The organism is Stenotrophomonas sp. 2619, from assembly GCF_040548725.1.
GTDB classification, from domain to species: Bacteria; Pseudomonadota; Gammaproteobacteria; order Xanthomonadales; family Xanthomonadaceae; genus Stenotrophomonas; species Stenotrophomonas maltophilia_AP.
The window spans coordinates 61,457-74,898 of record NZ_JBEPSF010000019.1; the positions used below are offsets into that span (position 1 = coordinate 61,457).

13 protein-coding genes are annotated in these 13,442 nt (G+C 69.0%); 7 read left to right on the forward strand and 6 right to left on the reverse strand.

What is annotated here, in order from left to right; all coding sequences use genetic code 11:
- Positions 1-71: 71 nt before the first annotated feature.
- On the reverse strand, positions 72-635 hold the full coding sequence (ahpC, locus tag ABIA71_RS17555) for an alkyl hydroperoxide reductase subunit C (protein ID WP_038690387.1): 564 nt from the start codon (positions 633-635) through the stop codon (positions 72-74).
- Positions 636-1,053: 418 nt separating this feature from the next.
- Here ahpC and prmC point away from each other — a divergent pair, with 418 nt between their 5' ends.
- Genes prmC through pip form a run of 3 tightly spaced genes read left to right on the forward strand, consistent with a single transcriptional unit; the run spans position 1,054 to position 3,302 of the window.
- Positions 1,054-1,908, forward strand: coding sequence for a peptide chain release factor N(5)-glutamine methyltransferase (gene prmC / locus ABIA71_RS17560; RefSeq protein ID WP_354286890.1), 855 nt, complete (start codon positions 1,054-1,056; stop codon positions 1,906-1,908).
- A 54-nt stretch (positions 1,909-1,962) separates the two neighbouring features.
- On the forward strand, positions 1,963-2,316 hold the full coding sequence (locus ABIA71_RS17565; RefSeq protein ID WP_128097442.1) for a DUF5713 family protein: 354 nt from the start codon (positions 1,963-1,965) through the stop codon (positions 2,314-2,316).
- 41 nt (positions 2,317-2,357) lie between these two features.
- Positions 2,358-3,302 (forward strand): prolyl aminopeptidase, encoded by a 945-nt coding sequence (gene pip / locus ABIA71_RS17570; protein ID WP_354286892.1) that lies wholly within the window; start codon positions 2,358-2,360, stop codon positions 3,300-3,302.
- Between the two features lie 32 nt (positions 3,303-3,334).
- Here the strand turns inward: pip and ABIA71_RS17575 are convergent, their stop codons facing one another.
- On the reverse strand, positions 3,335-4,219 hold the full coding sequence (locus tag ABIA71_RS17575) for a LysR family transcriptional regulator (protein ID WP_354286894.1): 885 nt from the start codon (positions 4,217-4,219) through the stop codon (positions 3,335-3,337).
- A 108-nt stretch (positions 4,220-4,327) separates the two neighbouring features.
- Between ABIA71_RS17575 and ABIA71_RS17580 the strand changes: the two genes are divergently transcribed.
- Both ABIA71_RS17580 and ABIA71_RS17585 read left to right on the forward strand, forming a co-directional pair.
- Entirely contained in the window at positions 4,328-5,776 is a 1,449-nt protein-coding gene (locus ABIA71_RS17580) for an MFS transporter (RefSeq protein ID WP_354286896.1), read from the forward strand.
- Positions 5,773-6,438 carry a hypothetical protein gene (locus tag ABIA71_RS17585; protein WP_354286898.1) on the forward strand — a complete coding sequence of 222 codons (666 nt, stop codon included), beginning with the start codon at positions 5,773-5,775 and terminating at the stop codon, positions 6,436-6,438. The genes ABIA71_RS17580 and ABIA71_RS17585 overlap by 4 nt, the downstream gene beginning before the upstream one ends.
- A gap of 130 nt (positions 6,439-6,568) precedes the next feature.
- Here ABIA71_RS17585 and ABIA71_RS17590 read toward each other — a convergent pair whose 3' ends face one another.
- From ABIA71_RS17590 to ABIA71_RS17605, 4 genes are read right to left on the reverse strand one after another with little or no spacing between them, the layout of a single operon-like run.
- A complete protein-coding gene (locus ABIA71_RS17590; protein ID WP_354286900.1) occupies positions 6,569-7,363 on the reverse strand; it encodes an N-formylglutamate amidohydrolase in 795 nt (264 codons plus the stop codon).
- Complete coding sequence (locus ABIA71_RS17595) at positions 7,356-7,907, reverse strand: NUDIX hydrolase (protein WP_354286902.1); 552 nt, start codon at positions 7,905-7,907, stop codon at positions 7,356-7,358. Before ABIA71_RS17595 ends, ABIA71_RS17590 begins: the two co-directional genes overlap by 8 nt.
- Complete coding sequence (locus ABIA71_RS17600) at positions 7,904-8,857, reverse strand: 5'-3' exonuclease (RefSeq protein ID WP_354286904.1); 954 nt, start codon at positions 8,855-8,857, stop codon at positions 7,904-7,906. Before ABIA71_RS17600 ends, ABIA71_RS17595 begins: the two co-directional genes overlap by 4 nt.
- Before the next feature lies 1 nt (position 8,858).
- A complete protein-coding gene (locus ABIA71_RS17605) occupies positions 8,859-9,434 on the reverse strand; it encodes a nitroreductase family protein (protein ID WP_354286906.1) in 576 nt (191 codons plus the stop codon).
- A gap of 331 nt (positions 9,435-9,765) precedes the next feature.
- Here ABIA71_RS17605 and pacR point away from each other — a divergent pair, with 331 nt between their 5' ends.
- A complete protein-coding gene (pacR, locus tag ABIA71_RS17610) occupies positions 9,766-12,075 on the forward strand; it encodes a PacR family protein (RefSeq protein ID WP_354286908.1) in 2,310 nt (769 codons plus the stop codon).
- Between the two features lie 112 nt (positions 12,076-12,187).
- Positions 12,188-13,273 (forward strand): NAD(P) transhydrogenase subunit alpha, encoded by a 1,086-nt coding sequence (locus tag ABIA71_RS17615; RefSeq protein WP_354286910.1) that lies wholly within the window; start codon positions 12,188-12,190, stop codon positions 13,271-13,273.
- Positions 13,274-13,442 lie beyond the last annotated feature (169 nt).

Consider the following 13,442-nt stretch of genomic DNA (forward strand, 5'->3'; position numbering starts at 1 on the left):
ACCGGCGCGTGGGGCACCGGCTTGGGTTCACCCCCATTCCCGTCGAAACGGGAATGGGGATGGGAAACGGCTTAGATCTTGCCGACCAGGTCCAGCGACGGGGTCAGGGTCTTCTCGCCTTCCTTCCACTTGGCCGGGCACACCTGGTTCGGGTTGGCGGCGGTGAACTGGGCAGCCTTCAGCTTGCGCAGGGTCTCGGAGACGTCACGGGCGATCTCGTTGGAGTGGATCTCCAGGGTCTTGATCACGCCTTCCGGGTTGATGATGAAGGTGCCGCGCAGGGCCAGGCCTTCTTCTTCGATGTGCACGCCGAAGGCGCGGGTCAGCTGGTGGGTCGGGTCGCCGACCAGCGGGAACTGGGCCTTGCCGACGGCCGGCGAGGTTTCGTGCCACACCTTGTGCGAGAAGTGGGTGTCGGTGGTGACGATGTACACCTCGGCCCCGGCCTTCTGGAACTCGGCGTAATGGTCGGCGGCGTCTTCAATCTCGGTCGGGCAGTTGAAGGTGAACGCGGCCGGCATGAAGATCAGCACGGACCACTGGCCCTTCAGGGTGCTGTCGGAAACCTTGATGAACTCGCCGTTCTGGTAGGCATTGGCTTCGAACGGCTTGATCTGCGTATTGATGAGCGACATTGATGTTCCTCTTGGTGAAGGGGGTGGGTGAAGCGACCAACACAGGTTAGCGGCTCCGTTCCCATAAGGACAATCCATTGATTGCATCTATACGATAGTCATAGTCTATCAATAGAGGCTGATCTTGCGATGAATGTCAGGCCCTGTTTCGCCCGAAAGCGTTGCAGCACAATGACATTCGGTCTGAATGGGGTAATCGGAGCAATAGCCGCTCCTTATTCCTGCACGGGGTTGGCTGAACGAACCCGACGCGCGCATGCGGCGGCCGCATCGGATTGGCGATAGAGCGGCTCAACCAATATTGGTTCGCTCATTGCGGCAATCAATGTTCGGCCCCGGTCACGCCCGGTCCTTCGCCCGTCTGGGCCCCGGGTCCGGTGCACTACACTGCGCCCCCGCCACCCGCCCGACCTGTCCGATGACCGCCGCCCCCCGTGACCTGCGCCAGCTGCTTGCCGATGCCGCCACGGCCCTGCCCGAGGTGGAAGGCCGGCATGAGGCCGAACTGTTGCTGCTGCATGTGCTGGACAAGCCGCGCAGCTGGCTGTTCGCGCACGCCACCGACCCGGTGGCCGACGCCGACATGGCCGCGTTCCACGCGTTGCTGGCCCGGCGCGTGGCCGGCGAGCCGGTGGCCTACCTGCTGGGCCATCGCGGGTTCTGGACGCTGGACCTGGCGGTCAGCCCGGCCACCCTGATCCCGCGGCCGGAAACCGAGCTGCTGGTGGAACTGGCGCTGGCCCGCCTGCCGGCCGACACCGCGCTGGCCGTGGCCGACCTGGGCACCGGCAGCGGGGCGATCGCGCTGGCGCTGGCCAGCGAACGCCCGCTGGCCGCCGTGACCGCCACCGATCTCAGCGCCGCCGCGCTGGACGTGGCGCGTGGCAATGCGGCGCGCAACGGGCTGGCGCGCGTGCGGTTCGTGCAGGGCGCGTGGTTCGAACCGCTGCAGGGCGAACGCTTCGATCTGATTGCGAGCAACCCACCCTATATCGCCAGCAACGACCCGCACCTGCAGCAGGGCGACCTGCGCCACGAGCCGGCCACGGCGCTGGCCTCGGGCATCGACGGCCTGGACGACATCCGCCACATCGTCGCCGCTGCCGGCGCGCACCTGCTGCCCGGTGGCTGGCTGCTGATCGAACACGGCTGGGACCAGGGCGCGGCGATCCGCGCGCTGTTCGAGCAGGCCGGGTTCGCGCAGGTGCACACCGAGCGCGATCTGGAACAGCGCGACCGGGTGACGCGCGGCTGTCTGCCGGGGATGCGCTGACGCTGTCTGAAACATCGCGCGGGTAGAATGGCGTTCCACTTGAAAGGAAGCGCCATGACCACTGCCAGCCCCTCTGTTTCCCACGCGCAGCTGCAGTCCCACGAATTCCTCGCCGACATGGTCGAGGACGCGTACTTCCCGCCGGCGCTGGTGGCCCAGGGCCAGCAGATCCTGCTGCGCCTGTGCGAACGCATCGAACGCGAACGCCCGGCCGACGCCGCCGCGCTGATGGCGCTCACCCATGCCGCCACGCTGGAATTCAACGTGCTGGGCGAAGCGTTCGAAGCGCAGGACAGCGAGCTGGAAACCGCTGCCCGCGAGAACATCGGCGCCGATTTCGAGCTGATCGCGCGCAGCTACGGGTTCGATGTGGATGTTGATGATCTGACCAGCCCGCGCGAGTGGTGAACCCGCTCGTCCGCGCTTGTGCCCAACAACGGAGTTCTGTCATGCGTACGCTGTATCCCGCCATCACCCCTTACGACGTCGGCACGCTGAAGGTCGACGATCGCCACACGCTGTATTTCGAACAGTGCGGCAACCCCGACGGCAAGCCGGTGGTGATGCTGCACGGCGGCCCCGGTGGCGGGTGCAGCGAGAAAATGCGCCAGTTCCACGACCCGGCCAAGTACCGCATCATCCTGTTCGACCAGCGCGGTGCCGGGCGTTCCACCCCACATGCCGACCTGGTGGACAACACCACCTGGGACCTGGTGGCCGACATCGAAAAGCTGCGCGAGCACCTGAAGGTGGAGCGCTGGCAGGTGTTCGGCGGCAGCTGGGGCTCGACCCTGGCGCTGGCGTACGCGGAAACCCATCCGCAGCGGGTGACCGAACTGGTGCTGCGCGGCATCTTCATGCTGCGCCGTTGGGAGCTGGAATGGTTCTACCAGGAAGGCGCCAACCGCCTGTTCCCGGATGCGTGGGAGCACTACCTCGCGCCGATCCCGGAAGTGGAGCGCCACGACCTGATCTCGGCCTTCCACCGCCGCCTCACCAGCGATGACGAGGCCACCCGCCTGGCGGCGGCCAAGGCGTGGAGCGTGTGGGAAGGCGCGACCAGCTTCCTGCACGTGGACGACGACTTCGTGAACAGCCACCAGGACCCGCAGTTCGCGTTGGCCTTCGCCCGCATCGAGAACCACTACTTCGTCAACGGTGGCTTCTTCGAGGTGGAAGAGCAGCTGCTGCGCGACGTGCATCGCATCGCCGACATTCCCGGCGTGATCGTGCATGGCCGCTACGACGTGGTGTGCCCGTTGCAGAACGCGTGGGAACTGCACAAGGCATGGCCGAAATCCACGCTGGAAATCAGCCCGGCGTCGGGCCATTCGGCGTTCGAAGCGGAAAACGTGGACGCCCTGGTGCGCGCCACGGATCGTTTCGCCGGCTGAATCGATGCGAGGTGCCGACCGACGGTCGGCACCTACCAGTTGTCCGCCAACAACGCGTCGGCCAGTACCTTCATCTTCGGTGAGGCCTGCCGCGAGGGCGGGTACACCAGCGAAAGCGCCCGGCTGCGGCCTTCGAACGGCTGCAGCACGCGCTGCAGCCGCCCGGCGGCGAGCGCGTCGGCCACCGCGAAATCCATCACCTGCACGATGCCGACCCCGGCCAGTGCGCCTTCCACCAGCGGGTCGCCGCTGTCGAACACCATCCGCGCCGGTGGGGTGAACTCACGCAGGCCATCGCCCTCGCGGAACTGCCAGTCCACCAGCCGCCCGCTGCGCAGGTTGCGCACCGCCAGGCAGGTGTGATCCTGCAGCGCATCCACCGTGGCCGGTTGCCCGTGCTGCGCGATGTAGGCCGGGGAGGCGACCGTCACCCAGTGCAACGGGCGCAGCGGCCGCGCCACCATCCGCACATCGCTGATCGGCCCGGTGCGCAGGGCGGCGTCGAAGCCTTCCTCGACCAGATCCACCAGCCGGTCGTTGAGCACCAGCTCGAACTGCAGCTGCGGGTGCGCCGCCATCAACTCACCGGCCAGCGGCACCAGCACCTTGCGCCCGAACATCGACGGCGCGGTCAGTTTCAACACGCCCGAGGGCGTGGAGGGGCGGTCGCCCAGCCGGCGCTCGGCATCCTCCAGCCCGCTCAGCAGCGGGGCGCAGTGCTCGACGAACTGGCGGCCATCCGGGGTGAGGCTGACGTTGCGGGTATTGCGGTGGAGCAGGCGCACGCCCAGGGTGCCTTCCAGCCGGCTGATCGCCCGCGACAGCCCCGACTGGCTGATGCCCAGCTGGCCGGCGGCCACGGTGAAACTGCGTGCTTCGGCGACCTGCACCAGCATGCGCACGGCATTGAGATCCATGGCGGGGGTCCGATTGATGCGAAAATGCATGACAGAAATCGAAGTATCCGGGTTTCTTTGTTTGGCGTCATCAATGAGACTGCCCGCCTTCCCCACGCACCGACCGGCATGACCCACTCCGCGCATTCTTTTCCGCCCCGGCTGGCGTTGACCCTGTTGGCCATGGCCCAGCTGATCATCGCGCTGGACGCCACCATCATCTTCGTCGCCCTGCATGAGATGGGCGTGCAACTCCAGATCAACGCGCAGCAGCTGCAATGGATCGTCAGCGGCTACACCGTGGCGTTCGGCGGCTGCCTGCTGCTGGGTGGGCGCGCGGCCGACCTGCTCGGTCGGCGCCGCATCTACCGGCTGGGCATGGGCCTGTTCGCGCTGGCCTCGCTGGTGGGCGGCTTCAGTACCAGCGCATGGCTGCTGATCGCCGCGCGCGCGGTGCAGGGCATCGGCGCGGCGTTGCTGTTCCCGGCCACGCTGGCGTTGATCAACACGCTGTACACCGAAGGTGCCCCGCGCAACCGCGCGCTGGCGATCTGGTCGATGGCCAGCGCCGGCGGGCTGGCGCTGGGCACGCTGTTGGGCGGGGTGCTGACCCAGAGCTTCGGCTGGTCGTCGGTGCTGCTGGTGATCGTGCCCTTCGCCAGCGCCTGCGCACTGTTGGGCGGCTGGTGGCTGCCGCGCGACCCCGCGCCGCAGGCCGGGCGCTCGTTCGACCTGGCTGGCTGCTTCACCGTCACCCTCGGTGGCAGCCTGCTGGTCACTACCCTGGTGCAGGGCCCGGAGTGGGGCTGGCTGGCACCGCGCACGCTGGGCTGCCTGGTGCTGTCAGCGCTGCTGTTGGCCGCCTTCGTGCAGATCGAGCAGCGCAGCCGCGACCCGCTGATGCAGTTCTCGCTGCTGCGCCTGCGCAGCCTGCGCGCGGCGATGCTGCTCACCTTGCTGTTCATGAGCAGCTTCGGCGTGCAGTACTACTTCCTGGCGCTGTATTTCCAGGACGGTTACGGCTGGAGCGCGCTGCAGGCCGGCCTGGCGTTCCTGCCGCCCACGCTGGTGTGCACCTTGGGCATCCGGATCACCGAACGCATGCTCACCCGGCGCTCGCCGCGGCAGGTGCTGGCGCTGGGCATGGCCGCCGGTGCGGTCGGCATCACCGCGGTGGCGGTGGCGCTGCCGTTCGGGGCCACGTACTGGGCGCTGCTGCCGGGCATCGTGGTGCTGAGCATCGGCCAGGGCATGACCTGGACGGCGATGTGGATCGTGGCCGGACAGGGCGTGCCGGCCGCGCAGCAGGGCGTGGCGTCGGGCATGGCCGCTACCGCGCAACAGATCGGCGGCGCGTTGGGCCTGGCGGTACTGGTCATGCTGGCCAACGCCGGGCGCGGCGTGGATGCTGCAGGCACCAGCCCCGAAGCGCTGCATGGCCTGGTCCATGCGCAATATGGCGCGGCGGTGTTCGCGCTGCTCGGGGTGGGCGTGGCGGTGTGGTTGCGGCCGCAGCCGCAGCCGGACGACGCGGCGCTGCCGCTGTCGCGCGTCATCGATGGCAACATGGCGCCATGACCGACCTGTTGGATCTGCGCAGCCTGCTTGACCTGATCGTGGCCTGCAACGACGACGATGCCGTGTGGAAGGCCTATGGCTGGGTCTGGGCCCAGGAGGGGGATGCCGCATCGGTCGGGTTCCATCCGCAGACCAGGCGTGGTGACGACGTCGCCGACGACGGCGATGGCGAACCCGAGCCCCCGATCACCACCTCACCACGGCTGTGGCTCTATCTGGAGGCGATCACCCTTGCGGGCATCCTGGACGTGCAGAAGCAGTCCCGCCCCTTGTCCGGGCTGGACGACTATGCGCAGGCGCTGGATTACTACAGCCAGCACGACACGTTCCTCGACCACGGTGAGCCAGCACCGCATGACCGCGAGGAAGCGGATCGGCAGGGGCTGTCGTCCGGGCTGTACGCCGCCTTCGACCTGACCCTGGAGACGGTTGAGTCGGCGCAGCGCAAAGCGGCGGCCAGCCTGGTGGCCGAGGTCAAGGCGCTATCGGTGGGCGAGGCGCTGGCGCAGGTACGTGCGCTGCCGCTGGCAGTGGCCTGCAACGTCGATCGCGCGACAAGCGGCGCACTGCAGGCGCGCTTCGCAGCGATCGGGCTGGCGCTGCAGGTCACCGGCTACCGTTCGTTCCCGTGGCAGGACCGGGTGCAGACGCAGGCGGGGTGACTGTGATCACGCGATGGCGTGGCACCCCACGGGGTAGAGCCGACCGTTGGTCGGCTGCCGCACCCCGCAACCGCGACCCGCCCCGGCGGTAGAGCCGACCGTTGGTCGGCTGCACGCACGGCCACCGCGTTCAACCGAACCCTGGCGCCAACGCCTGCAACAGCCGCGCCAGCCGCCGTGCCCAGGCCTGCTGCCCGTCTGCGTCGGCAATCAGGTCCTGGCGGATTTCCAGTTCCACGTGCGCCAGCCCACGCGCTTCGGCGTGCACCGGGATCGCGTAGTCGGTGGCATCGCTGACCGCGTAGGGCTGGTTGTCGCCCACCACCAGGTCACCCTCGGCCTGCAAGGCGTGCATCAACGCATGCGCAAAACGCGCATCGCGCTGGTACAGCACGCCGGCGTGCCACGGGCGCGCCACGCCCTGCATCGCCGGGGTGAAACTGTGCATGGCAATCAGCACGGTGGGCATGCCGGCCGCGGCGCGGGCGTCCAGTTCAGCGGCAATGCGGCCGTGGTATGGCGCGAAGATGGCCTGCACGCGGGCGTCCCGTGCCACGTCATCCAGCGCCTGGTTGCCCGGCACCACGGTGCCGTCGCTGAGCGGCGCGAACCGACCCGGCGCCCCCGGCGGGCGATTGCAGTCGATCACCAGCCGCGAATAGGTCTGGGTGATCGCCCAGGCGTCCAGCAGGCGCGCCAGTTCCACCGTGACCCCGGCAATGCCGATGTCCCAGCCGATGTGGCGATCCAGTTCGGATGAAGGCAGGCCCAGGTCGCCCAGTGCCGCGGGCACCTGCTGCCCGGCATGGTCGGCGATCAGCAGGAACGGCGAGCGTCCCTGCGCCTGATGCACGGTGAACGGTGCCGGGTCGGACGGTCCGAGCAGCGCGCCCGATGCGATCGGCAGGGCAAAGGAATCAGCCACGCGGGGTGCCGTCCAGATGATGCTCGATCATCCACAGCCCGGCCCACAGCTTGGCGTCCAGCTCGTAGCCCTGGCCGATCTTCTCCACCAGCCAGGCGGCAGCGCGCACGCGCGGCACTTCGTGCACGGTGATGTTCTCGCTGGCATCGCCGCCGCCATCGCCCACCTTGCGCAGCCCGGTGGCGCGCACGAACGCGATCTTCTCGCTGCTCGCGCCTGACGAGGTGGGGCCGATCATCAGTACCTCGGCATGCTCGGCCGTCCAGCCGGTTTCTTCTTCCAGCTCGCGCACCGCCGACACTTCGATGGACTCACCGGCATCGATGTCGCCCACCAGCCCGGCCGGCATCTCGATGGTGTTGGCCTGCAGCGGCACCCGGAACTGCTCGACGAACAGCACGTTGTCCTCCGGGGTGACCGCGATGATGATCGCGGCCAGGCCGCCGGCATGGGTGCGCTCGCTGTACTCCCACGTGCCGCGCACGACCATGCGCTGGTACTTGCCTTCGTAGACGACCTTCGGGGGCTGCGTGTTGGGGCTCATGCGAACTCACTGGCAAGGGAGGGGGAATCGGGCAGGCCGGCGGCGCTGAACAGCCGGCGCCGGGTCAACGGGCCGAACCGCAGCGCATCGCACAGGCCCTGCAGCATCTGCGGGTCGGCGCTGCCGCGGCGGAAATCGGCATCGGCGCAGTCCAGCGGCGCGTCCAGCGCGATGGTGGTCAGCTGACGCCACAGCAGCGCATGCTCGCGCTGTTCGCGCAGCCGCACCGCCATCTGCGCCGCGCCGCGCAGGCGCAGGAACGGCACTTCGTCCAGGCGCTCGTACAGCACGTCCAGGCTGCCGAAGTGGGCCAGCAGTACCGCGGCCGACTTGGCGCCTACCCCGGTGACACCGGGAATGTTGTCCACCGCATCGCCACACAGCGCCAGGTAGTCGGCGATCTGGTGCGCGTGGACGCCGTGGCGCGCCTTCACCCCCGCCATGCCCCAGCGCTGGTTGCGGGCGTAGTCCCACTGTTCGTCGTGTTCGTACAGCAGCTGCGACAGGTCCTTGTCGGCGGAGATGATCACCCCGCGCATGCCGGCGTCGCGGCGTGCATGCAGGGCGCTGCCGATCAGGTCGTCAGCCTCGTACTCGTGGTGGGCCAGCACCGCCAGCCCCAGCGCCATGCACAGGGCCTTGCAGTGGGCGAACTGGCGACGCAGCGCATCCGGGGCCGGATCACGGTTGGCCTTGTAAGCGGCGTACAGCCGGTGGCGGAAGCAGCTGTCCAGGGCCTCGTCGAAGGCAATGGCGATATGCCGCGGGCGCTCGCGCTCGATCAGGTCCAGCAGGAAGCGGGCAAACCCGTGCACCGCGTTGGTCGGCCAGCCCTGCTGGTCCTGGAATTCATCGGGCATCGAATGCCACGCGCGGAATACGTACAGGCTGGCATCGACCAGGTACAGCGGCGGGCGCGGGGCAGGGGGCACGGCAGACAACGGGTCCATCTCAGCCCACCCAGTCCTGCAGCAGCGCGGCGGGATCGGGGCGGTCGCGCTCGGGGGCTGGCGTCTTCGGGGTGCCGATGTGGATGAACCCGGCGATGCGCTCGCCCTCGGCCAGGCCCAGGTGGGCATGCACGGCGGGGTCGAAGGCCATCCAGGCGGTCAGCCACTGCGCGCCGAAGCCCAGCGCCTGCGCGGCCTGCAGCAGGGCGAAGCAGACGCAGCCGGCGGTCATCAGCTGTTCCTGCTCGGGCACCTTGGGGCTGGGGCGCGGGCTGGCCACCACGGTGATGATCACCGGCGCATGCGAGAACCGCTGGCGGTCCTTGTCCAGCTGGGCCTGCGCCACCTGGGGGTCACGCTGCTGGCTGCGCTCGGCCAGGAACGCGCCCAGACTGTGACGTGCATCGCCGGCGATGCGCAGGAAGCGATACGGCACCAGCTTGCCGTGGTCGGGCACGCGCACCGCCGATGCCAGCATCCGCAACAGGGTGTCCGGGTCCGGGCCGGGCTCGCCAAGCTGCTTGGCGGGCACCGAGCGGCGGGCGTCCAGGGCTTGCAGCGCAGGGGATTCGGACATGTTCACTCGATCAGTTTTCACGGTGCGCCCAGTATAGTCGCGGCAGTTTGTGACGCGCCCAGCGGCGATCTCCGATCGATTTGCGACAAAGTGTGATGAACATCACCTAATCAATGGCATTGCTTCACGTGGCTGTACTCGCTTCCCGCCGACGCTGGCCTTACGATACAAGGCCTGCCGGTACCCCGGTCGTGAGGTTCAAAGTGCGGACTGTTTCACTGTCCCTGACCGGTGGGGCGACCTACCATCCGGACGCGGGTGCCTGGGGGGCACCGGTATCTGTTGTTTCCATGCTGCATTCTGTGCCTGCGAAGGTGGGGAGCCTTTTCGCATGATCGCCACGCCCAATCCATTGGGGCAGCCGGGTCGTCACCCGGCACTGTTGAAGCTTGCCCGCGAGGCAGCGCTGCCCGCGCTGACCGAGTCGTTCGCGACCGTGCTGGCCCGCTTTGACGACGTTCTGTTCGACCGTGCCGGCACCGCCGGCGCGTCGCAACTGCTGTTCCTGGATGGCATGCGTGAACTGCGCCGCCGCCGCGAGGACATCGTGGCCGGCTTCCGTAACCACCTGGCCCAGGCCTGGGACGCGCTGGAGCGCGGTGAGCCGGCATCGGCCGAGGCCACCCTGGCCGGGCAGATCGAAGACGGCCTGAGCCTGGTCCCCGAGCATGTGCTGGAGTCGCGGCTGGCGGTGCGCAACTTCGCCACGGTGCTGCTGCGCGACTGGAAGCCGGTGCTGGCGCGGCTGGACCGCCGCCTGGGCTGGATCGCCGGCGGGCTGGAACTGAACGCCGACAGCAACCCGATCAGCCCCGAGCACATCGGCGTGGCCATCCATGAAGCCTTTGCCGACTGCGAACTGGCCCCGGAAGTGCGGCTGGTGCTGATCAAGCTGTGCGAGCGCGACCTGCATGCGCCGATCGGCAAGCGTTACGAGGCGCTGGACGAGCAGCTTGCTGCCGCCGGCGTGATGCCGCAGATGGCTGCGCCCCGCCGCCCGGCGCCGCGGCCGCCGAGCCCACGGCATGAGCTGGACGCGCTGGTTGATGCGCTGGACCAGGACGGCCAGATCGGCAACGACGATGCCGCCGCGCCCGCGTGGGCCCGGCGGTTCGCCGACCGCTGGGCCGAAAGCCGCGGACGGATGCAGTCGGCCGGCGCCAGCCAGGCTGCCGGCGAATCGGGCGAGGCCCTCAGTGGCAACCAGGGCATGCTGCTGGAAGCGCTGCACGAACTGCTGCAGCAGACCCGGCACGTGCGCGAAGACGCGACCTCGGCGGCCAGCGTGGCCGTGGGTCAGCAGCGTCCGCTGAGCCAGCGCGAAATGATGTCGGTGCTGTCGCTGCTGCAGGCCACGCCCAGCGCCACCCTGCGCGCGGCGATCGGCGAAGACGGCGAATCGCTGGCGCAGCGCCTCAAGAGTGAAGTGCTGTCGGGCGCCACCCGGCTCGGTGTGGACCCGTCGCAGGCGCGGCTGGACCCGCAGGACGAAGATGCGATCGACCTGGTGGGCATGCTGTTTGACGTGATGCTGGATGAGCGCGACCTGGAAGGCCGCTCGCGCGAGCTGATCGGCAGGCTGGTGGTGCCCTTCGTCAAGGTCGCCATGCTCGACCGCCGCATGTTCGTGCAGAAGACCCACCCCGCGCGCAAGCTGCTCAACTCGCTGGCCGAGGCCTGCGAAGGCAACACCGGCGAGAGCCAGGCCGAGCGCGTGCTGATGGGCAAGGTCGAGGAAATCATCGAACGCCTGGTGGCCGAGTTCAACGAGAACCTGGCGATCTTCCTCACCCTGGAAGAAGAATTCCGCGATTTCCTGGCCCAACACCGGCGCCGTATCGAGATCGCCGAGCGCCGCGCCGCTGAAACCCAGCGCGGCCAGGAAAAGCTGGAGATGGCGCGCAGCCGCTCGGCCGCCGAGCTGGACCGGCGCATTGCCGATGCGACCCTGCCGCAGGCCATCGGCGAGTTCCTGCGCCAGCCCTGGCAGCACCACCTCACTCTTACCGTGCTGCGCGAAGGCGAGGACGGGGCGTCGGTGGGCGAGGCGCTGGCGCTGGCCGACGGCATGCTGGAAGAAGTGTCCGAGGCGCGCCGGCAGATCGTGGGCAAGCCGTGGCTGCAGGCCTGGCACCCGGCACTGCGCAAGGTGTTTGCCAGCGTGGGCGTGCACGCCGATGCCGCCACCGGGGCAATCGACGCCCTGCACGACACGCTGCAGGCCATTGCCGAATCGCGCCCGGAACTGGAACGCGCGCTGCCCGAACTGCCCCAGGTGGCGCTGCCCACCCCGCCCGTGCAGGAAAGCGCGGCGGTGGAGCTGGGCGGCAAGGTCGACGTGACCGATTTCGACAACGCCGACGCCGACCGCTTCCGCGGCCTGGAAATTGGCAGCTGGCTGGATTTCGTCGACAAGGACGGCAAGGTGCAGGCCGGCAAGCTGTCCTGGGTGAGCCCGATTTCCTCGCGGCTGCTGTTCGTCAACCGCCGTGGCGTGCGCTTCTGCGTGGCCTCGCCGGAAGAACTGGCGGTGATGGTGCGGCTGGGCCGCCTGCGCGCGCACATCGACGATGGCGCCTTCGACAGCGCCATGCAGGGCGTGATCGACCGGCTGGACAACAAGAACGCCACCGTCCACTGAGGCAACGCCGGGTTCTGCCCGGCCCCCTGCGCCCCTCCGGCGCATGGTTTCTACTCAAACCGAACCGGTGGGTTACGATCCCCCCACACTCTGCTGATCGTCGGGGACAGGCATGGCTGTCGAGGTGTTGGTGGTAACCGAACGCGCGCCAGGGGAACGGCGTGTGGCGATGACGCCGGAAACGGCACGCAAGCTGGCCGCGCTGGGCGCGACCGTGTGGTTCGAACCCGGGGCCGGTCAGGCGGCCGGTTTTCCCGATCAGGCGTATGTCGACGTCGGCGCGCAGCCGGCCGACGACACGCGGCTGGGCGCGGCCGACATCGTGCTGTGCGTGCAGCCGCCGGACACGGCACGGTTGGGCCAGCTCAAATCCGGCGCGACCCTGGTGGGCATGCTGCATCCGCAGGCCGACGCCGCGCGCGCCGGCCTGATCCAGTCACGCGGGCTGCAGGCCTTCCCGTTGGAGCGCCTGCCGCGCACCACCCGCGCGCAGTCGATGGACGTGCTGAGTTCGCAGGCCGGCATGGCCGGCTACAAGGCCACGCTGATCGCCGCGCAGCTGGCACCGCGCTTCTTCCCGATGTTGACCACCGCTGCCGGCACCATCCGCCCGTCGCGGGTGCTGGTGGTGGGCGCCGGCGTGGCCGGCCTGCAGGCCATCGCCACCGCACGCCGGCTGGGGGCGCAGGTGGAAGGCTTCGATGTGCGCCCGGAAACCCGCGAGCAGATCGAATCGCTGGGCGGCAAATTCCTCGACCTGGGCGTCAGCGCCGTGGGTGAGGGCGGCTATGCGCGGCCGCTGACCGACGAAGAACGCGCCGAGCAGCAGCGCCGGCTGGGCGAGCACCTGCGCCTGGTCGACGTGGTGATCTGCACCGCGGCCGTGCCCGGGCGGCCGGCGCCGAAGATCGTCAGCACCGCGATGGTGCAGGGCATGAAGCCGGGCAGCGTGATCGTCGACCTGGCCGCCGAGACCGGCGGCAACTGCGAGGCCACCCGCCCGGGTGAAACCATCGCGCTGGGCGGGGTCACCGTGGACGGCCCGCTCGACCTGGCCAGCCGTGGCGCGGTGCACGCCAGCGAGATGTACGCGCGCAACCTGTACAACTTCGTCGCGCTGTTCCTCAAGGACGGGGCGATCCAGTTCGACTGGGACGACGAACTACTGGCGAAAACCCGCTGGGTAGCCGCCGGTTGATCCAGCCAGCCACCCACGGGGTGGCTCTACCCGCGCCCCGGTAGAGCCACCCCACGGGTGGCTGCACACCACAGGCACCCGCGACATTCCCGCACCCACGCGGGTTTCCACCCGGGGTAGAGCCACCCCATGGGTGGCTGCACACCACAGGCACCCGCGACATTCCCGC